The following is a 22,358-nucleotide window of genomic DNA, read 5'->3' on the forward strand; positions in this document are numbered from 1 at the left end:
GTTTTATAATTACCCTATGTGTTTATCTTTCGATTTTCTCATCTTTCAACTTAGGTTTTGATTGCATCATACGATTAAATGTTTTTTTTAACTTTTCACCAGTAAGTCCTTCATCAACTAATTCTTCTAATAAACTCTCAGCGTATTCTTGTCTCAAAGTGTAGATGTGACATTCTAAAACGACTGACATTGAATATTTAAAATTTTTAACGCTTTTAACTGTTGCATTAAATAACGCTGGATCGTTAGCAGGTCTTGTAATAACTACTCTAATATCTAAAAGTTGTTTGTTTTCCTTATATTGATTAAATGTTTCATAGTGTTCATTTGAAATAACTATTTCTAGTAACCACCCAGTGCCACTTCCCTCTTTATTTATAATCACACCATCTTCAATGGCGTATTCGGATATAGCACCATGTTCATTCACAATTTGAAATCTTACTGCCTTAAAAGTTTTCATAATATCACTTCTCCAAATTTTTTTATTCATACAAAAATATAAATTTATGTCAGATTTAGATATAATACTTCAATATTTTCTTTAAATATATCAAAATCTCATCATCATTTACTAACAATTTCAATAAAATTGTGGTTTTGACCAGTGAACTAAGCTCAGTTATGATTAGAGCATAAGAAGGAGGTGACACATGTTAAATAAAATAGTCATTGTTGGTAGAATGACGAAAGATGCTCAAATATATGAAAAGGAGGATAACAAAATAGCAACATTTTGCGTTGCTACAGAAAGAAACTACAAAGATGATAATAACGAAATTTCTTCAGATTATTTGCTTTGTAAAGCTTTCGGTAAAACTGCCACTAATATTGAAAAGTACACTAGTCAAGGTACTTTAGTAGGTATAACTGGGCAAATGCGTTCAAGAAAATATGAAAAAGAAGGCCAAACACATTTTGTTACAGAATTATACGTTGAAACAATTAAATTCATGTCCCCAAAAAATAAAAACAATGAAACTCCCTCTGATAATCAATTTGAAAACAACACTTATCAACCTGATGATTTAGAAATAATTCATATTTAAACAACTAACTTTTCCTTTAAAACTCCATCCTATATTTAATAAATTAATTTATCCTTTCTTTCAATTATACTCGAGCGGCCTTTGTTAATCATAAAACATTAATTAAAGGTCGCTTTAAATACATATCAAAGGCCTATAATTTTGATAATTATCTGATAAATTTCATTTATATTACAACGATATTGTGATAATGTGACTCAAAAAAACTATCATGATAGGAATCATTACGGTTATTCATTAGAATTAGTATACTATTTAATGTAATTGCAGTGTAAAAAAATGGCGTTTATTTTTATTTCAGTGTAACCTGCACGATTTTTATAGATGTTACAGTAGGTTACGTAAACAAATTAAGAAAACAAATCACTTTTAGGAGGATTTTTAATAATGAAAAAAACATTAGTTGCATCATCATTAGCTATAGGACTAGGCGTTGTAGCAGGCAACGCAGGACATGACGCACATGCAAGTGAGACTACAAATGTTGATAAAGCAGAATTAGCTCAAAAAGCGTTAACTAATGATCAATCACTAAATGAAAGCCCTGTTCAAGAAGGTGCTTATAACATTAATTTTGATTACAATGGCAATTCTTATCATTTTGAATCTGATGGTTCTACTTGGAGTTGGAGTTATGAATCAACAAACAATGCTACGCAACCTGTTCAACCAAGCCAATCTCAAGTAGCAACACAACAACAACCTGTACAAGTATCAGCACCACAAAATGAGCAAACAGCGCAACCACAAACAAAATCAACATCTGCAAGTCAAACCTCTTCAAGTAAAGCTTCAAGTGGTTCATCAGTAAATGTAAATTCACATTTACAACAAATTGCTCAACGTGAATCAGGTGGCGATATTCATGCAATAAACCCATCTTCAGGTGCAGCAGGTAAATATCAATTCTTACAATCAACTTGGGATTCTGTTGCTCCAAGTCAATATAAAGGTGTATCACCTGCAAAAGCTCCAGAAAGCGTACAAGACAAAGCAGCAGTAAAATTATATAATACTGGTGGCCCAGGTCATTGGGTAACTGCTTAATTAAAATATGAAGTATGTACCATCTTCTCGAATTTGAGAAGATGGTTTTTTATTATACGACTTATTTGATTTACATGTAATCGTTTGCTATGGTTGATAATGAATCATATATTATTTACTACTAGGGGAGCCAAAAGGCTGAGATGAATGTATTCAGACCCTTATAACCTGATTTGGTTAATACCAACGTAGGAAAGTAGTTATTAACTATTCGTCATTAAGATGTCTTGGTCTAACTACTTTCCTCGTTGGGAAGTAGTTTTATTTTTTGAGGAGGCTAATTATGACATTTTCAAAAGAGTTGAGGGAAGCATCAAAACCTATTATTGATGACATTTACAATGATGGTTTTATTCAAGATTTATTAGCAGGTAAGTTATCTAATCAAGCTGTAAGACAATACTTAAGAGCAGACGCTTCTTATTTAAAAGAGTTTACAAATATTTATGCAATGCTCATACCCAAAATGAGTTCCATGGATGATGTTAAATTTCTAGTAGAACAAATTGAATTTATGTTAGAAGGAGAAGTTGAAGCGCATGAGGTTCTAGCTGATTTCATTAATGAACCATATGAAGAAATAGTAAAAGAAAAAGTATGGCCACCAAGTGGTGATCATTATATTAAACACATGTACTTCAATGCATTTGCACGTGAAAATGCAGCCTTCACGATTGCAGCGATGGCACCATGTCCATACGTTTACGCTGTCATTGGTAAACGTGCGATGGAAGATCCAAAATTAAATAAAGAATCAGTGACTTCTAAATGGTTCCAATTTTATAGTACTGAAATGGACGAACTTGTTGATGTGTTCGATCAATTGATGGACCGTTTAACTAAACATTGTAGTGAGACTGAAAAAAATGAAATTAAAGAAAATTTCTTGCAAAGTACTATTCATGAGAGACATTTCTTCAATATGGCATATATTAATGAAAAATGGGAATATAGGGGAGATAATAATGCATAAACCTAAAATTGCACTAACAATAGCAGGCACAGACCCCACCGGTGGGGCAGGTGTTATGGCGGATTTAAAATCATTTCACGCGTGTGGCGTTTATGGTATGGCCACTATAACAAGTATCGTTGCTCAAAATACTCTAGGAGTTCAACATATTCATAATTTAGAAACTTCATGGGTAAAGGAACAACTTGATAGTGTGTTTGATGATGAATTACCACAAGCTATCAAAACGGGTATGATTGCAACAAAAGAAACGATGGAGTTGATTCAAAGTTACTTAAAGGAACATTCCAATATTCCTTATGTGATTGATCCAGTTATGCTTGCCAAAAGTGGTGATTCATTGATGGATGACAATACTAAAAATCATTTGCAATCAACATTATTACCTTTGGCTGATGTTGTCACTCCGAATATACCTGAAGCTGAAGAAATTACTGGTATTAAAATTAACGATGAAGAAAGTATACGTAAAGCAGGTCAAATCTTTATTAATGAAATTGGTAGTAAGGGCGTTGTAATTAAGGGTGGACATTCAGCCGATTTAAATAATGCTAAAGATTTTCTTTTCACTAAGAATGAAACGTATACATTTGAGAACAGACGCTTTGATACTAAACATACGCATGGAACTGGTTGTACTTTTTCAGCAGTCATTACAGCAGAATTAGCTAAAGGTCGTTCCATAAATGATGCAGTAAAAAAAGCAAAAGAGTTTATTTCATTAAGTATTGAACATACCCCAGAAATTGGCAGGGGAAGAGGACCTGTAAATCATTTTGCTTATATGAAGAAAGTAGGTTTAGATGATGAATAATTTAGAACGATTACGTTCAGAAAATCCACTCGTAATTTGCTATACCAATGATGTTGTGAAAAACTTTACTGCGAATGGTTTACTAAGTTTAGGTGCTAGTCCCGCAATGAGTGAGGCACCAGAAGAAGCTGAAGATTTTACTCGAATGGCTAGTGCGCTTTTAATTAATATCGGTACACTCACACGTGAAAATGAGGAAGATATTATCAAAATAGGTAAAATTGCTAATCAGCAAGGTACACCAATAGTTTTTGATCCAGTGGCAGTTGGTGCATCTACATATCGTAAAAATTTTTGTCAACGTTTTCTTGATGAAGTTAATGTCACAGTTATAAAAGGCAATGCATCAGAAATATTGACATTAATTGATTTTAATACAACTATGAAAGGTACTGACAGTGATAGCGAATTAGATTCAGTAAATATTGCAAAAAAAGCGGCAAATACTTTAAACACTGCTATTGTCATTACTGGGGAAGATGATATTATTGCAAAAAATGAGAAAATAATTAAATTATCTAATGGTTCTCCGCTTCTTACTAAAATTACAGGGGCTGGATGCTTGTTAGGTGGTGTATTAGCAAGTTTCTTGTTTAGAAATACTCAACCTTCAATTGATTTATTAGTTGAAGCGGTAAGTGTCTACAACATCGCAGCAGAATTTGCTGAACAAGCACTTCATGTAAATGGACCTGGTACTTTTCTATCTGAACTACTAGATCAACTTTATCAAATGAATGATATTGCTTATAAAAATCAAGTAAAAAAGGTAGAGATATAAATATGATGTTTGATTCAAAACAATTATCAGTCTATTTTATTTGCGGAACACAAGATATACCTAAAAATAAATCAATTGAGCAAGTTCTCAAAGAGGCATTAGAAGCTGGAATCACATTGTATCAATTTCGTGAAAAAGGCCCTAATGCACTAAAAGGAGAAAAGAAAAAACAGCTAGCCTTAAAACTTAAACAATTATGTCATTCATATCACGTACCTATGATAGTTAATGATGATGTTCAATTAGCCCAAGAGATTAATGCTGATGGCATTCATGTAGGTCAAGATGATATGGAAATTCAACAATTTGCAAGCCAATTTAAAAATAAGATTATAGGTTTAAGTGTAGGGAATTTGAAAGAGTATCAACAATCTGATTTGTCTAAAGTTGATTATATTGGAGTAGGTCCAATGTATACAACATCATCAAAAGATGACGCTAGTAAACCTGTTGGGCCATCTATGATATCTCAATTAAGATTATATATTCATGATGTTCCTATAGTTGCCATTGGAGGTATTAATGAAACTAACGTGCAGCCTATTGTTGACGAAGGTGCAGATGGTATTTCTGTCATCTCAGCAATTACACGTAGTACCAATATAGACAAAACGGTTAAATACTTCTTAAGATATTTCACCTAAATCTCTATTTTTTCTACTTTTTGTTTTCTACTATTGTATTAGTATGATAAAATATACTCTATGTGAATATAACATTAGAGGTGGAAAAATGAAGAAAAAAGCGTTACTACCTTTGTTTTTGGGAATAATGATTTTTCTAGCAGGTTGTGATTACTCTACACCTGAGAAGCAAGATGGATTTTTCTTTAATACTTTTGTTCAACCTATGAAACATCTCTTACAGTGGTTAGGAAATGATGTTTTTCATAATAATTTTGGACTAGCAATTATTGTATTAGTTCTTTTCATTCGTTTAATCTTGTTACCATTTATGTTATCTAACTATAAAAATAGCCACATGATGCGTGAGAAAATGAAAGTGGCTAAACCTGAAGTAGATGGCATTCAAGAAAAGGTTAAACGTGCGCGTACACAAGAAGAAAAAATGGCTGCAAACCAAGAACTTATGGAAGTTTATAAAAAATATGATATGAACCCTATGAAGAGCATGTTAGGATGTTTACCTATACTTATTCAAATGCCAATTATTATGGGATTATACTTTGTATTAAAAGATAAACTTGTAAATGGTTTATCTGAACATCCGCATTTCTTATGGTTTAATTTAACTAAACCTGACATTTGGATTACAGTTATTGCCGGTGTGCTATACTTTATTCAAGCTGTAGTTTCAAGCAAAACGATGCCTCAAGAGCAACGTCAGATGGGTTATATGATGATGGTTATTTCTCCAATAATGATTATTTGGATTTCTTTACAAGCATCATCAGCTTTAGGTTTATACTGGTCTGTCAGTGCATTATTCTTAGTAATTCAAACGCATTTTGCTAATATTTATTACTCTAAACTTGCTAAAAAAGAAGTTCAACCTTTTATTGAAAAGTATGAAAGAGAACATAATCCTTCTTCAAAGAAAAAAGGGAAAAATACTCAAGTAGTATCAAAAAAGAATAAAAAATAATAAACAATAACCTGAGACACCAATCGTTGTCTCAGGTATTTTTTATGTGGTAGATACTAATGATTGTGGTTAAAACATGAATTAACAATTTATCTCTTATTTGAATTTACTCTTTATTAAAATTCCACTCTGACATAAATTGTTTGAGAAATTGAATCATAAATTGATGTCTTTCTTCTGCAAGTTTTTTTGCAGTAGGTGTGTGCATTAAATCTTTTAATTTAAATAATTTTTCATAAAAATGTTTTATTGCTGAATTGTCTAACTCTTCAATATGAGACGTATGTAACGCTTCATTTGAAAACTTCGTTTCAGTCCACATAGGTTCACCAAAGTGTCCTGAAAATTGGAATGTTCTAGCAATGCCGATTGCTCCTATGGCATCTAGGCGATCAGCATCTCTAACGATTTCACCATCTATCGAAAGTTTAACGTGATTATTTTTACCAGCTCGATAGCTCATATGTTTAATAATGTAGAGGACTTGTTGTGATATTTCATTGCTTAAATCTAGAGTAGATAAGAACTGTTTAAGCTGATTATATGCTAAAATTTCATCAGTTAATTTACTATCAACAGTATCATGCAATAAAGATGATAGTTCTATAACGAATGTATCTGTTATATTTTCTTGTTTAGCGATATAACAAGCGTTGTTATAGACACGTTCCACATGTGCAATATCATGACCAGTAGTATCATGTTGATGGAAACTTTTCATATATTCATAAGCGTTTTTAATCTTCATTCTTGAGTTCATAGATAGACTCCTTACTTAATTTAAAAGTATCAAAGTATTTCATTTTTTAACATTTAGTATTTAATAATATCTTTGACATCATTATAATGGTTTAATTAATGATACTACATATTTTGTTACATTAAAGAAGATATAAATGAAGAAGTGAACCTGTCGTTAAGCGCTCACTTCTTGCAAATTTCTATAAAATTGGAGAAAGTAGTTGTGAAATCCCTTCTTTGAATTTAACTAGTAAATTTCGTTTAGCATATGCTTCAGAAGTGAGCTTGTTAGATAATTTCATATCATTAATGAAAGCTTGTTTTAATGATCGCGCTACACCTTCATCATAAATAAAAGCATTGACCTCAAAATTTAATGTAAAGCTTCGATTATCCATATTGGCAGTTCCTACACTTGCTACCTCATCATCAATGACAAGTGTTTTTGAATGTAGAAAACCATTATCATAATGATAGACATTTACGCCAGCTTCAAGTAAAGACGCTACGTTTTTAAGCGTAGCCCAATAAACAAAGGGATGGTCACGTTTGTTAGGAACCATGATGTTAACATCCACACCACCAAGCGCTGCAATCTTAATCGAATCTAAAAAAGCTTGATCGGGAATGAAGTATGGTGATTGAATGTATATAGATTCCTTAGCTGAAGAAATCATTTTTAAATAACCATATTTAATTTGTTCCCAATCTTCATCAGGCCCACTTGAAGCAATTTGTATGCCTATCGTACCACCAGAGTCAACATCAGGAAAATATCGAGATTCATAAGTTAAATTGTCACGAGTTGATTGTGAGTTCCAATCTAAGATGAATCTGAGTTGAAGGGCATTTACCGCGTCACCTTTAATACGTAAGTGTGTGTCCCTCCAATAACCAAATTTCTTAGATTTACCTAAATATTCATCTCCTACATTAAAACCACCAACATATCCAATCGTACCGTCAATGACTACTATTTTTCTGTGATTTCTATTATTCATTCTTAAATTAATAAGTGGTAATTTTGATGGGAAGAAAGATTCAGCATGGCCGCCTCTTTGACGAAATTTTTTTAAGTCCTTCTTTCGTAAATCTCTTGAGCCCATATCATCGTAAAGCATTTTAACTTCTATACCTTCTTCAGCTTTTTTTTCTAGTTCATGTAACAACTGCTTTCCGAGATTATCACTATGAATAATGTAGTATTGGATGTGAATATATGATTGTGCGTGTCTAATATCATTAATTAAATCATCGAATTTCTGATGACCATCTGTATAAATTGTTAAATCATTATCAGTTGTTAAAAAAGCAGCATTATTATAAAGTAACATTTGTACCATTTCTTTAAATTTAACAATTTGATGATTACCCTTAGAAAAGTCTTGCTTTTTCAAAGCCTCTAATTGCTCGTCAACAATCATTTCAAGACCAACTTTATCCTCTTTGGCGAGTTTAAATATATGTTCTCTCTGTATTTGGCGACCTAATAATAAATACAATATGAATCCTACTAAAGGTAAAAAAACTAAAACCAATAACCACGCCCATATAGAATTTGCTGTACGCCTCTCCATGAAGATAATAATGAATGCAAAAACTAAATTTAATAAAAAGGCACTAACTAATAAAATATTAATTATAATATTAGATTGATGAAGTGCCATAGTAAAGACTTCTATCATAGGTTACCTCCTTTATGATTGTTTATTCTCACTCAGTTTTCATTTCAGTGATTTTTAAATATAATTATAGCATGAAGAAATACGAATATCATGGTGAGATAATATTTAATTAACTGAATCATTGACGAGTGAATTTATGAATAATACGATATAATATGAATAGAGGTGACTTTATGGCAGACATGGAGAGTGCACATCACTCAGAGCAAATAAAAACAAATTTAAAATCAAGATTAAATAGAATAGAAGGTCAAGTAAGAGCAATCAATCGTATGATTGATGACGATGTTTACTGTGATGATGTACTAACTCAAATTAGAGCAACACGTTCAGCATTGAATAGTGTAGCTATTAAATTACTAGATCATCACATGAAGGGTTGTATTATGGAAAAAATAAACGACGGTGCGCAAGAAGAAGCAATGGATGAATTGCTCGTGACATTCCAAAAATTAATAAAAGATTAAGAGGGTATGAAATTGAAAAAAGGATTGATACATGTTTCAGGTATTAAAACAACTGAACAAGAGAAACAGCTCAAAGATCATTTATCTAAGATGATAGGCATCAATAGTGTGGATATCGATTACCAAATGAATGAGATTCGAGTAGAATTTGACACTCCCGCAAATTTAAATAACATTGAAAAAGAAATTTACGATTGCGGATTTCGTATTTTATAATTAAAGGATTGTGTTTAATTCGTTTTTTCTTTGAATTATTATAGCTTTTAGAAATATTTAAAAATATTTCTTGAATGATGTAGTAAAGTAGAAGTAATTAGGGTATGATGGAAATGAAGCTATTTCTAACGAGGTGATAATTGTGAAGAATCAGGATAAGATTCAAAATGTAGTCAAATTATTATCATCATTGGGTGTGAATATTAAGAAAACTAAGTCTCGTTTAGATATTATTAATACTTTGCCTACATCTAATCAAGTAAGTCATGAATTAAAATGATTTGCATAATAATATAATATTTTATGTATTGATTATCTAAATTAATATAAAAAGAGAGACACTGTTCACTGTGAATAGTGTCTCTCTTTTTATAAAGGTTAAATTGTATTAGATTTTTTTGATAATGCGGGTATTTGATATCGTTGAGGTTCATGATAATAAATTGAAAGAACTACTCCTATACCAGTCATTAAACTCCATAAAGAACTTCCGCCGTAACTAATAAACGGAAGTGGTATACCTGTAATAGGTAGTAATTGAACCGTCATGCCGATATTTTGTAACACGTGAAAGACAATCAACGATACATATCCTATGATAAATACTTTGTTAAACTGATTATCAATTTTACTAGCTAATCGTATAAGGTGGAATATTAAGAATAAGAAAAGTAATATCAATAATACTGAACCTATAAAGCCCATTTCTTCGCCAATCACTGAAAAAATAAAGTCGGTATGATTCTCAGGAATATAAACTTCGCCATGGTTATAACCTTTACCTAATAATTGACCAGAACCAATAGCTTTTAAAGATTCTGTTAAGTGATATCCATCCCCACTACTGTATGAATAGGGATCTAACCAAGAATTGATACGTCCCATTTGATACATTTTTATTCCTAATAGGCTCTCTATTAAGGATGGTTTATAAATGATAGCTAATATAATACTAGAGCCACTTACAAATGCAACAATAAAAAGAGGGGCTAATATTCTCCATGTTATTCCACTTACTAACATGACACCAGCTATAATTGCACATAACACCAAAGTAGTACCTAAGTCATTTTGCAATAGAATTAATGCCATAGGTATAATGGATACACCTATAATTTTAAAAAATAACATTAAATCAGACTGAAAAGACTTATTAAATGTAAATTGGTTATGTTTAGATATCGTTTTAGCTAAAGCAAGTATAAGTATAATTTTCATGAATTCGGAAGGTTGGATGCTTATAGGACCGAAACTGTACCAACTTTTAGCACCATTAATAATTGGGGTGATTGAAGTTTCAGGTAAAATAAGTAATCCTATTAATAGAACGCAAAATATACTATATAAAATATAAGTATTACTTTTAATTTTCTTCGGTGAAATTATCATAATTAAAAGTGCAATAATAGCTCCGAAAATATAATAAATGATTTGTCTAATACTGAAATTTGCACTATATTGTCCGCCACCCATAGCGGAACTGATTAAAATAACACTTGTTAATGCTAATAGCGATATAACTAGTACGAGTATCCAGTCGACTTTACGTAACCAGTTTCGTTTAGGTTGTTGACGAGAAGAATAATTCATTGCTTACTCCTTTATGTATATGGATCACTTTTCAAAATTGCTGTAGATACTTTTACAATATTTTAATTATCGGTATTCATTCATATTTTCTAATCAAATATATATTAATTTTACATGACTTCTTTTAAATTTGCTAGAATATCAAAGAATGATAGCACCTTTTTAACTTTTAATATGCAATAGTCATAATAAAAATATGTATATTGACCCAAATTGTCACTAAAATTTAGTTCTATATTTAGATTATCAAATGCAATTGAATTTCAAAATATGATAATATTAAGTTTCAGAAGTCGTTATGAACTTAAAGTAGCAAATAAAAAGATCAATTAAACAATTACGTCAAAGAAAAAGGCTAAAAGAACTGTAATTGTAATGGAGGAAAACGAAATGACAAAAGAAAATATTTGTATCGTTTTTGGAGGTAAAAGTGCAGAACACGATGTTTCAATTTTAACTGCACAAAATGTTTTAAACGCAATTGATAAAGAACGATATCAAGTTGATATCATTTATATAACAAACGATGGTGAATGGAAGAAAAAAGATAATATTACACAAGAAATAAAAAATACTGACGAACTCGTCATTAACGATGTAGAAACTGGAGAAATCTCACAATTACTCAGTAAAGGTAGTTTAGGAAGATCATATGATGCAGTGTTCCCGTTATTGCATGGTCCAAATGGAGAAGATGGAACTATCCAAGGTCTTTTTGAAGTACTGGATATACCATATGTAGGTAATGGTGTGTTAGCTGCTTCAAGCTCAATGGACAAACTCGTGATGAAACAATTATTTGAGCATAGAGGTTTACCTCAATTACCTTATATTAGCTTTTTAAGAAGTGAGTATGAAAAATATGAAAATAATATCATTAAATTAGTTAATGATAAGTTAACATATCCGGTATTTGTAAAACCTGCTAATCTCGGTTCAAGTGTTGGTATAAGTAAATGTAACAATGAAGAAGAATTAAAATCTGGGATAGCTGAAGCATTCCAATTTGATCGTAAACTTGTCATTGAACAAGGGATTAATGCTAGAGAGATTGAAGTAGCTGTCTTAGGTAACGATTATCCTGAAACAACATGGCCTGGTGAGGTTGTTAAGGATGTAGCATTTTATGATTATAAATCAAAGTATAAAGACGGTAAGATTAAATTAGATATTCCAGCAGATTTAGATCAAGATGTTCAAATGACATTAAGAAACATGGCATTAGAGGCCTTTAAAGCTACTGATTGTTCGGGATTAGTTCGTGCAGATTTCTTTGTTACTGATGATAATCAAATTTATATCAATGAAACAAATGCCATGCCAGGATTTACTGCATATAGTATGTATCCAAACTTATGGAAAAATATGGGCTTATCTTACCCTGATTTAATTGCTAAATTGATTGATTTGGCTAAAGAACGTTATGAAGATAAAAAGAAAAATAAATATAAAATTGATTATTCGAGGTTTTAGTTATGATAAACGTCACATTAGAGCAAATTAAAAACTGGATAGATTGTGAAATTGATGAAAAACATTTAAAAGAAACAATAAATGGGGTTTCAATTGATTCACGGGAAATCAATGAAGGGTCGTTATTTATACCGTTTAAAGGCGAGAATGTTGATGGTCATCGTTTTATTACACAAGCGTTGAACGATGGTGCTGGAGCTGTTTTTAGTGAAAAAGAGAATAGGTATTCTGAAGAGATCCAAGGTCCTATTATTTGGGTAGAAGATACTTTAATAGCCTTACAGCAATTGGCAAAAGCATATCTAAATCATGTAAATCCTAAGGTGATAGCGGTCACTGGTTCTAATGGAAAAACAACCACAAAAGACATGATTGAAAGTGTATTATCAACTGAATTTAAAGTTAAGAAAACACAAGGAAATTATAATAATGAAATTGGAATGCCGTTGACTTTACTAGAACTTGATGAAGACACAGAAATTTCTATTCTAGAAATGGGAATGTCAGGTTTTCATCAAATAGAGTTGTTATCTAACATCGCACAACCTGATATAGCTGTCATCACAAACATTGGTGAGTCACATATGCAAGATTTAGGATCGCGAGAAGGTATTGCAAAAGCTAAATTTGAAATAACAACTGGTCTCAAAACAAATGGTATATTTATTTATGACGGAGATGAACCTTTATTAAAACCTCATGTTACTCAAGTTAAAGATGCGAAATTAATCAGCATTGGATTAAATTCAGACAATACATATACTTGTCATATGAACGATGTGAAAAACGAAGGTATTCATTTTACTATCAATCAAAAAGAACACTATCATTTACCAATTTTGGGCACGCATAATATGAAAAACGCTGCTATTGCAATTGCTATTGGACATGAATTAGGCTTAAATGAAACAATAATTCAAAATAATATTCACAATGTGCAATTAACTGCTATGAGAATGGAAAGACATGAATCATCAAATAATGTAACAGTAATTAATGACGCATATAATGCAAGTCCAACAAGTATGAAAGCTGCCATTGATACATTAAGTGTCATGAAAGGTCGAAAAATTTTAATATTAGCAGATGTACTTGAATTAGGACCTAATAGTCAAGTGATGCACAAACAAGTTGGTGAATATTTGAAAGATAAAAATATAGATGTTTTATATACATTTGGTAAAGAAGCCAGTTATATCCATGATAGTGGTAAAATTTTTGTTAAAGAAGCAAAACACTTTGATCAAAAAGAACAGTTAATTCAGACGTTAATATCTCAAGTTAAACCAGAGGACAAAGTCTTAGTTAAAGGTTCACGGGGTATGAAGCTTGAGGAAGTTGTTGACGCATTGTTGTAATATAAAATCTAATTTTAAAGCATGCAATGAATGAGCATCTGTAAATTAATTTGGATGTTACTTTCAGCATGCTTTTATTTTTTTTAGTAAATCATGCAAAACGCTTACATTACATATTGCACGACCTTTTTGAAAGTTAAATTGTTTAATGAATTACATTGAAAACAGTAAATGTGTGAAATTGCTTTATTGCTATAATATTTTTAAGGTGGTACTATATAGAAGTTGATAAAACATAAGTGACCATATATGTAAAAAAGCATATTAAGAAATATACACGTAAAAGGAGAATTATTTTGCAAAATTTTAAAGAACTAGGGATTTCGGATAAAACGGTTCAAACATTGGAAGCAATGGGGTTTAAAGAACCGACACATATCCAAAAAGATAGCATCCCTTACGCGTTAGAAGGAGATGACATCCTTGGACAAGCCCAAACTGGTACTGGGAAAACAGGGGCATTTGGTATACCTTTAATTGAGAAAGTTGTAGGCCAACAGGGTGTTCAATCATTAATTCTTGCGCCAACGAGAGAGCTTGCTATGCAAGTAGCTGAGCAATTAAGAGAGTTCAGTAAAGGTCAAAAAGTACAAGTTGTTACAGTCTTTGGCGGTATGCCTATTGAAAGACAGATTAAAGCATTAAAAAAAGGCCCTCAAATTGTAGTAGGTACGCCAGGAAGAGTTATTGATCATCTTAATCGTCGTACACTTAAAACTCAGGGAATTCACACGCTTATTTTAGATGAAGCAGATGAAATGATGAATATGGGATTCATCGATGATATGAGATTTATTATGGATAAAATTCCAGCTGAGCAACGTCAAACTATGTTATTTTCAGCTACGATGCCAAAAGCAATCCAAGAATTGGTACAGCAGTTTATGAAAGCTCCTAAAATAATTAAGACAATGAATAATGAAATGTCAGATCCTCAAATTGATGAATATTATACAATCGTTAAAGAATTAGAGAAATTTGATACATTTACAAACTTTTTAGATGTTCATCAGCCTGAATTGGCGATTGTCTTTGGTCGTACTAAACGCCGCGTAGACGAATTAACAAGCGCGCTATTATCTAAAGGATACAAAGCAGAAGGTTTACATGGCGATATTACCCAAGCGAAACGTCTAGAAGTATTGAAGAAATTTAAGAACGATCAAATAGATATTTTAGTTGCTACAGATGTTGCTGCACGTGGTCTTGATATTTCTGGTGTGAGTCATGTTTATAATTTTGATATCCCTCAAGATACAGAAAGTTATACTCACCGTATTGGACGTACCGGTCGAGCAGGAAAAGAAGGTGTTGCAGTTACTTTTGTAAATCCAATTGAGATGGATTATATTCGACAAATTGAAGATGTCAATAATCGTCGAATGAAAGCATTAAGACCTCCACATCGTAAAGAGGTGCTTAAAGCGCGTGAAGATGATATTAAAGAAAGAGTTCAAAACTGGATGTCAAGAGAGAACGAGCCGCGTTTACAAAGAATATCAAGTGAATTACTTAAAGAATATGATAGTACAGAATTAGTAGCCTCTTTACTTCAAGAACTTGTAGAAGCTAACGATGAAGTGGAAGTACAATTAACATTTGAAAAACCGTTAGCACGTAAAAATCGCAGTAGTAAAGGCGGTTTTAGAAGAAGTAATCATAAACGTGGTAATGGTAAGTTTGATAATAAAAATAGACGATCAAAAGGTTCTAAAGGTCAATCAAGTAAAAAGAAAAATTCAAAGAAATTTGACCGTAGAGATAAGCAACAAAAAAGTGGTAATCAATCACTAAAAGGTCGCACATTTGCAGATCACCAAAAATAAATTAATTAACTAGCCTGAGATAATATTTTTTGTCTCAGGCATTTTTATTTATACGGATTAAAAAGTACATATGTATTGAGCATAAATCTTATTATATATTAGGTGTGACGTGTCGATATGAATTTTTTCATTTTCGCATGGAAATAAATTATTTTTTAATAAATAATACATTGAAAATATTGGACACTGTTATTTTTTAGACTTTATTATCACTATGCTATAATGTGGGTAAATCTTGAAAAGGAGTACATTTATGAAAAATGATAGTACGTTTCATAGAAGTCCAATCCAAGCGCTAAAGTACTATTACATCACTAGTTGTATAGGTTTATTTATTTTGCTTATAATATTCAGTTTACTTTTGTATTTTAGTTTTTTAAATCATTGGTGGCCTTTTACATCATACATCTTTCTTGGGCTAGGTTTGTTATCGATTTTAAACACTTGTATATCTCCACTAATTAAATATAGATATCGTTATTATAAAATTCACGAAGACTTTGTCATTTTAAAAAGATTATTTATTTTTAAGAAAGAAGAATTAAGCAAAATAGAGAGAATACAATTTATTGATATTGGAACCAATCCGTTATCAAAAAAATTAAATCTTAATTCTGTAACTTTATTTACTGCAGGTCATACAATCTCATTTCCAATAATATCTAAGAAAGAAGCACAAAATATTCAACAACAAATACTATTGAGATTGAGAGGTGCCAATGACGATGTATAGTCCGCAAAAGCTACATCCAATTTCTTATATTGATGGCTTGATTAGTGTGATTAAATCAAATTTCATTGTAATTATCATCTTTTTATTTAATATAAAAGATTTTAAATATGATGATTTTTCGTCTTATATTATTCCAGGTATAATGACTTTGATATTTTCTATCGGCTTCATTCATAATATTATTAAGGTTTATAATACACGATATTGGATTGAAGAGGATCATTTTATATTAACTACTGGTGTTTTTAATAAGGAACGAAAAGAACTTAATATTAGTCGCATACAATCTGCAGATACGTCTCAAGGTTTGATTAATCAGATTGTTGGCGGTGTTGAACTCATCATTAAAACACCTAGTGATGGCATAGAGTTAGGGACAATTTCAAAAAAGCAAAGTGAAGTTATTGAACAAGAATTGCAATCTATTCAAGAACGCATGAATAACCAGGTAAATCAAGAAGCTAAAGAGTTAAATGAAGAGAACCATACTCAGACATATCAGCAACATGCTAAGCCCCAATATGCCATATTTAAAATGCCTTTTAAGCAACTATTATTTATGTCTATGACAAGTGGAGCTATAGCGCTTGCTTTTGTGACGCTATCCCCTATTATTGGCAGTCTCTCAAGTGTTATTCCATGGGATAAATTTGGTGAAGAAATATCTTCAGTATTTAAAACGATATATTTCATTGTCATTTTTATTGTCATACTAGTGTTATTATTAAGTTATATAATCGGAACTGTCATGTACTTAATTAAGTTTTATGGATATCGAGTTATTCAAGAAAATCATCAACTTAAAATTCAATATGGATTATTTACGAAGAAAAATATCACTGTACCAACTGACCGACTGCAAGGTGTACTTGAACATCAATCTTTTATACGAAAATTATTTGGTTATACATCTATACATTTCTATATTACAAGCGATATAGATGCCACTGAAGGGGAACCCACTGATAATGACGGAAGAATTATGATTTTACCGTTTATTCCAAGAAAAGAGGCATATAAAGTGATTAGGCCTTTAGTTCCTGAGATGACATTTAATCATGCTAAAATTGGTATGCCTTTAAAAGGATTTCATCGTCACTTTTTAATTCCTTCCTTGTGTCTTATTGGTATGGGCATTATTGGATGGTATATGTGGTCTTTATGGTCTTTAATTATAGCTTTATTACCAATCTCATTATTTTTTGTTTACGCTATACTTTATACACGTTTTAGTGGTTTTTCTTTTAGCGAATCAGAGCTAGTTGTACAAAAAGCGTCTATATTAAATATTAAGAGATTTTATGTTAAAAAAGAAAAAGTCTTAGGAATGGCTATTAGTCAACATCCCTTTCTTGAAAGAAACCAACTCGCAAATTTTCAATTTGTTATTGCTAAAGGTAGTAGTAGGCAAAATATTGGCTTGAAGTTTAGTGAAGTAGATAATGTTCTTAAACTCAAAAATTGGTACATGAAAGGTGATACTCATGAAGTCTTATAAATATATGCAACCAAATGGTATTAAAGTAATGAGAATTAGTGGTGCTTTTTGGACACTTTTACTAGTGATAGCATTGTCTATTTTAATATTGCTTAATGAATTAAAATTCCATTTTATTAATACTAAAAATTTAATAATTGGAGCAATAATTTTAACTACAATAGTTTGTATTTTATTCATGATTCTAGTGCCTTGGTTTAAGTTTAAACATCTTAGATATTTTTTAGATGATAAAGAAATACATATTAGAGAAGGTATCATTTTTATAGATGTGCACGTCATCCCATACTTTAGAATACAAAATATAGATATTGTTGAGGGATTTATCATGAGAAAGTTCCAACTCGCTTCGCTGTCTTTATCAACTGCTGGGGGGAATTCTGAAATAGCATTGATAGATATTCGAGAAGCACAAAGATTAAAAAAACAAATTAAACAACAAAAATCAATAACGACAAATGTAGCTTCATCAGAAAAATTAAACGATGATATATTAGAGACTTGATAAAAGATTATTGATGATATACTAAAGAGGCGATACAAGTGATTTATGGAATAGGTATAGATCTAATAGAAATTGAACGAATTAAAAATCTTCAGAATCAAACAAAATTTATTGAAAGAATACTTACTATAGAGGAAAGGGACAAATTAAATCAGTATACACATGCGCAACGTAGATTAGAATTTTTAGCTGGTCGCTTTACTGTGAAAGAGGCATTTAGTAAGGCCTTAGGTACTGGGTTGGGGAAATCAGTATCGTTTCAGGATATTAACTGTTACAACGATGCACTAGGTAAACCATGTATTGATTATCCTGGTTTTGATACACATGTGAGTATTACACATACTGAGAATTATGCTATGAGTCAAGTTATTCTTGAAAAAAACGAATGAAAATTAGATAGAATTTTTAATCATCAGAAATAAGATAAAGTAAGTAGTTTCAAGGAGGACATGTATATGTCAGAGAAGTTTTATAGAGCAACATATTTAAATGTGAATTTAGATGCAATTTTAGCAAATTATCAAAATTTCAATCAATTACACGCTAATAAAACTGTCATTTCAGTTATTAAAGCCAATGGATATGGATTAGGAAGTGTGAAAATAGCACAACATTTAATGCGTCATGGTGCAACATTTTTTGCAGTGGCTACACTTGATGAAGCAATAGAATTAAGAATGCATGGAGTTGATGCTAAATTATTAGTTTTAGGTGTTGTTCCAACAGAAGACATTGAGAAGGCTATACAGCATCGTGTTGCTTTAACAGTACCTTCTAAAGCATGGTTGAAGGAAACTATCAAGCAAATTCCTGATGATAACCAAAAAAATTTATGGCTACATGTAAAATTAGATACTGGTATGGGCCGAATTGGAATGAAAGATATAGATGAATATAAAGAAGTGGTTGACCTAATTAATAAGAGAAATCATTTAGTCTTTGAAGGCGTTTACACACATTTTGCGAGTGCAGATGAACCTGGAAGTTCTATGAACGAACAATATACTTTGTTCAAAGAGATGGTTAATCAAGTTGAGAAACCAATCTATATTCATTGTCAAAATTCTGCTGGATCACTACTCATGGATGGTCAATTTTGTAATGCAATAAGATTAGGAATCTCTCTTTATGGATACTATCCTTCAGAATATGTTAAAGATAATGTAAAAGTTCATTTAAGACCGAGTGCGCAGTTAGTATCAGAAACGGTTCAAGTCAAAACGCTAAAAGCTGGTGAAACTGTTAGTTATGGACGTACATATACTGCTGCTGAAGAAATGACAATTGCAATTTTACCTATTGGGTATGCCGACGGATATTTAAGATCGATGCAAGGTGCGTTCGTCAATGTTAACGGGAATCAATGTGAAGTCATTGGACGTATTTGTATGGACCAAATGATAGTTAAGGTTCCTTCTCATGTAAAAACGGGTGAAAAAGTAATACTTATGGATAATCATGTTGATTCACCACAATCAGCTGAAGCAGTAGCGAATAAACAAGGTACAATTAACTACGAAGTATTATGTAATTTATCAAGACGTCTTCCAAGAATATATTATTATGATAATAATGAAGAGGTTACAAACGAATTGTTAAAATAGTATAGTCACTGATTAGGAAATTTGTTATTATAAAACTAAATTGATGCTAATATAACAACTTTTGGAATCAGATGGAGGTTCTTTTCATGTTATCTTTTAATCAAAATAGAAACCACAGTCTTGAACAATCTTTAAAAGAAGGTTATGCACAAATGGCCGATTTAAACCTCTCCCTAGCAACAGAAGCTTTCCCGATAGAGTGTGAAGCTTGTGATTGCAATGAATCACATTTAATATCTAATTCCAAGAATGAATGATTAGAAGAGGAGATGTTTATTTAGCGGATTTATCACCAGTTCAAGGGTCTGAACAAGGGGGAGTAAGACCTGTAGTTATCATTCAAAATGATACTGGTAATAAATATAGTCCAACTGTAATTGTAGCTGCGATTACTGGTAGGATTAATAAAGCGAAAATACCAACCCACGTAGAAATTGAAAAGAAAAAGTATAAATTAGATAAAGATTCAGTTATTCTTCTTGAACAAATTAGAACACTAGATAAAAAGCGTTTAAAAGAAAAATTAACATTTTTATCAGATAGTAAAATGATAGAGGTTGATAATGCCTTAGATATTAGTTTGGGATTAAATAACTTTGATCATCATAAATCTTAAATAAATATATGCAGTAAACATAAAAAAATATTGAAATAAAAGGCAATAACTTTATAATAATTAAGTGTTTAAGTAATATTAGGATATTTAAACACTTGTATAGGTGTCGGTATGTCTATTTATCTTTGATTTAAGACGTATCACTATAGTTATTATGAAAATGTATTTATTATAAAAGGATGTCTTGAGTTTTTAAGGCTTTAGGTTATCCATTCCTAAAGTCTTTTTTAGCTATCAACAAAGTTTTAACACCAAAAATTATGCTATTCGCAGAAAGTAAATAAAGGTTTCATATTGTTATAAAACTGATGGGATATTGAAGTGGAAGTAAGGAGGCACATTTAGTGGAAGAATTCACAAAAAGTTATAAAGCCCTTGTTAAAGAAAGTTTAATAACTAACAATAAAACATTATTAATTAAGAAATGTGAAGCATTCACAAATGAAGTTATAAAGAAAGATGTTTTACCTGAAGATATAGTTGAGATACATAAAGATTATATTAATACATTAGATTTGGCAGAAGAAGATATTTTAGAAACGCTCGATGTGTTACAAGAAGTCGTTAAAGGATTTGGATATAGTTACCGAGATTACCAAAGACTTGTTAATAAGCTTCAAGTCCACGATAAAGAAATGGATTTAGCCTCAAGACTTCAACAGACTATGCTGAAAGCTGATATTCCACAATTTGATAGCATTCAAATAGGAGTGATATCTGTTGCTGCACAAAAAGTAAGTGGTGATTATTTTAATCTTATTGATCATAAAGATGGCACAATGAGTTTTGCTGTGGCAGATGTTATAGGTTCAGGCATTCCAGCAGCTTTAGCTATGAGTATGATAAAATTTGGCATGGATGCTTATGGACATTCACAACTTCCTAGTGATGGTTTGAAGCGTTTGAACCGTGTTGTTGAAAAGAACGTTAACCAAAATATGTTTGTCACAATGTTTTATGGGCTGTATGAAGAGATGAATCATCTTCTTTACTGTAGCTCAGCTGGGCATGAACCTGGCTATATATATCGCGCAGAAACTGAAGCGTTTGAGGAAATTGGTGTGCGAGGAAGAGTTCTAGGTGTGAGCCCCAAAACACGTTACAGCCAACAAGAGATTCCTATTTACCTTGATGATTTAATCATTATTTTTACTGATGGTGTCACAGAGGCACGTGATGTAGAGGGAAATTTTATTGATAAAGATAAGTTGTTAGACTTAATTCAAAAATATAAGCATATGCATCCACAGGATATAGTGCAAATTATTTACGAAGCGATTTTAAAATTACAAAATTTTGCGAGAAAAGATGATATGACTATTTTAATTATAAAAAGAGTAAACTAAATTGTAAAATGTAGATTAAAGTTAATTCATGCAGGGTATAGGTAATTTTGAGTACATATGTAGGATAAAAACATTTTGATAAAGACTAGGAGTGTATTAAATGAATCTAAATATTGAAACAATAACTCATGATGATTTTTATGAGGTTAAAGTTGGTGGAGAATTGGACGTATATACTGTACCTGAATTAGAAGAGGTACTAGTACCAATGAGACAAGAAGGAACACATGATGTTCACGTTAACTTAGCTAATGTGAGCTATATGGATTCAACAGGCCTCGGTTTATTCGTAGGCACATTAAAAGCATTAAATCAAAATGATAAAAATCTCTATATCTTAGGTGTCTCAGAGCGGATAGGTAGATTGTTTGATATTACAGGATTAAAAGATTTAATGCATGTTAATGAAGGAACGGAGGTAGAATAAC

26 protein-coding genes and 1 riboswitch are annotated in these 22,358 nt (G+C 31.2%); of the genes, 22 read left to right on the plus strand and 4 right to left on the minus strand.

Annotation, left to right across the window (positions count from 1 at the left end; all coding sequences use genetic code 11):
- Window positions 1-22: 22 nt before the first annotated feature.
- Window positions 23-463 (minus strand): YwpF-like family protein, encoded by a 441-nt coding sequence (locus tag NST35_RS03875; protein WP_002458706.1) that lies wholly within the window; start codon window positions 461-463, stop codon window positions 23-25.
- A 190-nt stretch (window positions 464-653) separates the two neighbouring features.
- Between NST35_RS03875 and NST35_RS03880 the strand changes: the two genes are divergently transcribed.
- The 7 genes from NST35_RS03880 (at window position 654) to yidC (ending at window position 6,269) form a co-directional block, all read left to right on the plus strand.
- On the plus strand, window positions 654-1,049 hold the full coding sequence (locus NST35_RS03880; protein ID WP_002447777.1) for a single-stranded DNA-binding protein: 396 nt from the start codon (window positions 654-656) through the stop codon (window positions 1,047-1,049).
- A 387-nt stretch (window positions 1,050-1,436) separates the two neighbouring features.
- Window positions 1,437-2,096, plus strand: a complete 660-nt coding sequence (locus NST35_RS03885) for a transglycosylase family protein (RefSeq protein WP_002447776.1) — start codon at window positions 1,437-1,439, stop codon at window positions 2,094-2,096.
- Between the two features lie 113 nt (window positions 2,097-2,209).
- Window positions 2,210-2,308: riboswitch (TPP riboswitch) on the plus strand.
- A 71-nt stretch (window positions 2,309-2,379) separates the two neighbouring features.
- On the plus strand, window positions 2,380-3,069 hold the full coding sequence (tenA, locus tag NST35_RS03890) for a thiaminase II (protein ID WP_002447775.1): 690 nt from the start codon (window positions 2,380-2,382) through the stop codon (window positions 3,067-3,069).
- The gene (thiD, locus tag NST35_RS03895; protein ID WP_002458705.1) at window positions 3,062-3,883 is read left to right on the plus strand and encodes a bifunctional hydroxymethylpyrimidine kinase/phosphomethylpyrimidine kinase; all 822 of its coding nucleotides are present in this window, start codon (window positions 3,062-3,064) and stop codon (window positions 3,881-3,883) included. Before tenA ends, thiD begins: the two co-directional genes overlap by 8 nt.
- On the plus strand, window positions 3,876-4,664 hold the full coding sequence (gene thiM / locus NST35_RS03900) for a hydroxyethylthiazole kinase (protein ID WP_020363517.1): 789 nt from the start codon (window positions 3,876-3,878) through the stop codon (window positions 4,662-4,664). The genes thiD and thiM overlap by 8 nt, the downstream gene beginning before the upstream one ends.
- Before the next feature lie 5 nt (window positions 4,665-4,669).
- Window positions 4,670-5,308, plus strand: a complete 639-nt coding sequence (gene thiE, locus NST35_RS03905; RefSeq protein ID WP_002458704.1) for a thiamine phosphate synthase — start codon at window positions 4,670-4,672, stop codon at window positions 5,306-5,308.
- Window positions 5,309-5,396: 88 nt separating this feature from the next.
- Entirely contained in the window at window positions 5,397-6,269 is an 873-nt protein-coding gene (gene yidC / locus NST35_RS03910; RefSeq protein ID WP_002458703.1) for a membrane protein insertase YidC, read from the plus strand.
- 106 nt (window positions 6,270-6,375) lie between these two features.
- Here the strand turns inward: yidC and NST35_RS03915 are convergent, their stop codons facing one another.
- Both NST35_RS03915 and cls read right to left on the minus strand, forming a co-directional pair.
- Window positions 6,376-7,029, minus strand: a complete 654-nt coding sequence (locus NST35_RS03915; protein WP_002458702.1) for an HD domain-containing protein — start codon at window positions 7,027-7,029, stop codon at window positions 6,376-6,378.
- Window positions 7,030-7,210: 181 nt separating this feature from the next.
- Window positions 7,211-8,695, minus strand: a complete 1,485-nt coding sequence (gene cls / locus NST35_RS03920) for a cardiolipin synthase (protein ID WP_002458701.1) — start codon at window positions 8,693-8,695, stop codon at window positions 7,211-7,213.
- Window positions 8,696-8,868: 173 nt separating this feature from the next.
- Between cls and csoR the strand changes: the two genes are divergently transcribed.
- From csoR to NST35_RS03935, 3 genes are all read left to right on the plus strand, one after another.
- On the plus strand, window positions 8,869-9,162 hold the full coding sequence (csoR, locus tag NST35_RS03925) for a copper-sensing transcriptional repressor CsoR (protein WP_002458700.1): 294 nt from the start codon (window positions 8,869-8,871) through the stop codon (window positions 9,160-9,162).
- A 12-nt stretch (window positions 9,163-9,174) separates the two neighbouring features.
- Window positions 9,175-9,378, plus strand: coding sequence for a putative copper chaperone CsoZ (csoZ, locus tag NST35_RS03930; protein ID WP_002495676.1), 204 nt, complete (start codon window positions 9,175-9,177; stop codon window positions 9,376-9,378).
- A gap of 142 nt (window positions 9,379-9,520) precedes the next feature.
- Window positions 9,521-9,658, plus strand: a complete 138-nt coding sequence (locus NST35_RS03935) for an Lmo0850 family protein (RefSeq protein ID WP_001829949.1) — start codon at window positions 9,521-9,523, stop codon at window positions 9,656-9,658.
- 98 nt (window positions 9,659-9,756) lie between these two features.
- On the opposite strand, the gene NST35_RS03940 is transcribed toward NST35_RS03935, so the two are convergent.
- A complete protein-coding gene (locus NST35_RS03940; RefSeq protein WP_002458699.1) occupies window positions 9,757-10,968 on the minus strand; it encodes an FtsW/RodA/SpoVE family cell cycle protein in 1,212 nt (403 codons plus the stop codon).
- Window positions 10,969-11,358: 390 nt separating this feature from the next.
- Between NST35_RS03940 and NST35_RS03945 the strand changes: the two genes are divergently transcribed.
- The 12 genes from NST35_RS03945 (at window position 11,359) to NST35_RS04000 (ending at window position 22,357) form a co-directional block, all read left to right on the plus strand.
- Window positions 11,359-12,441 carry a D-alanine--D-alanine ligase gene (locus NST35_RS03945; RefSeq protein WP_340747257.1) on the plus strand — a complete coding sequence of 361 codons (1,083 nt, stop codon included), beginning with the start codon at window positions 11,359-11,361 and terminating at the stop codon, window positions 12,439-12,441.
- A 2-nt stretch (window positions 12,442-12,443) separates the two neighbouring features.
- Window positions 12,444-13,799, plus strand: a complete 1,356-nt coding sequence (locus NST35_RS03950) for a UDP-N-acetylmuramoyl-tripeptide--D-alanyl-D-alanine ligase (protein ID WP_002458697.1) — start codon at window positions 12,444-12,446, stop codon at window positions 13,797-13,799.
- Window positions 13,800-14,095: 296 nt separating this feature from the next.
- The gene (gene cshA, locus NST35_RS03955; RefSeq protein WP_340747258.1) at window positions 14,096-15,625 is read left to right on the plus strand and encodes a degradosome RNA helicase CshA; all 1,530 of its coding nucleotides are present in this window, start codon (window positions 14,096-14,098) and stop codon (window positions 15,623-15,625) included.
- Window positions 15,626-15,878: 253 nt separating this feature from the next.
- Complete coding sequence (locus NST35_RS03960) at window positions 15,879-16,358, plus strand: PH domain-containing protein (RefSeq protein ID WP_002458695.1); 480 nt, start codon at window positions 15,879-15,881, stop codon at window positions 16,356-16,358.
- Entirely contained in the window at window positions 16,351-17,856 is a 1,506-nt protein-coding gene (locus NST35_RS03965) for a PH domain-containing protein (RefSeq protein ID WP_002458694.1), read from the plus strand. Before NST35_RS03960 ends, NST35_RS03965 begins: the two co-directional genes overlap by 8 nt.
- On the plus strand, window positions 17,843-18,361 hold the full coding sequence (locus NST35_RS03970) for a PH domain-containing protein (RefSeq protein WP_340747259.1): 519 nt from the start codon (window positions 17,843-17,845) through the stop codon (window positions 18,359-18,361). Before NST35_RS03965 ends, NST35_RS03970 begins: the two co-directional genes overlap by 14 nt.
- A gap of 38 nt (window positions 18,362-18,399) precedes the next feature.
- On the plus strand, window positions 18,400-18,753 hold the full coding sequence (gene acpS, locus NST35_RS03975; RefSeq protein WP_002458691.1) for a holo-ACP synthase: 354 nt from the start codon (window positions 18,400-18,402) through the stop codon (window positions 18,751-18,753).
- A gap of 66 nt (window positions 18,754-18,819) precedes the next feature.
- Window positions 18,820-19,968, plus strand: coding sequence for an alanine racemase (alr, locus tag NST35_RS03980; protein ID WP_002458690.1), 1,149 nt, complete (start codon window positions 18,820-18,822; stop codon window positions 19,966-19,968).
- 86 nt (window positions 19,969-20,054) lie between these two features.
- On the plus strand, window positions 20,055-20,225 hold the full coding sequence (gene mazE, locus NST35_RS03985; RefSeq protein ID WP_001829931.1) for a type II toxin-antitoxin system antitoxin MazE: 171 nt from the start codon (window positions 20,055-20,057) through the stop codon (window positions 20,223-20,225).
- Window positions 20,222-20,584, plus strand: coding sequence for a type II toxin-antitoxin system PemK/MazF family toxin (locus NST35_RS03990; RefSeq protein WP_002447757.1), 363 nt, complete (start codon window positions 20,222-20,224; stop codon window positions 20,582-20,584). Before mazE ends, NST35_RS03990 begins: the two co-directional genes overlap by 4 nt.
- Window positions 20,585-20,928: 344 nt before the next feature.
- On the plus strand, window positions 20,929-21,930 hold the full coding sequence (locus NST35_RS03995; RefSeq protein WP_340747260.1) for a PP2C family protein-serine/threonine phosphatase: 1,002 nt from the start codon (window positions 20,929-20,931) through the stop codon (window positions 21,928-21,930).
- A gap of 100 nt (window positions 21,931-22,030) precedes the next feature.
- A complete protein-coding gene (locus tag NST35_RS04000; protein ID WP_001829952.1) occupies window positions 22,031-22,357 on the plus strand; it encodes an anti-sigma factor antagonist in 327 nt (108 codons plus the stop codon).
- Window position 22,358 lies beyond the last annotated feature (1 nt).

Source organism: Staphylococcus sp. FSL W8-0304, from assembly GCF_038006565.1.
GTDB lineage: Bacteria > Bacillota > Bacilli > Staphylococcales > Staphylococcaceae > Staphylococcus > Staphylococcus epidermidis.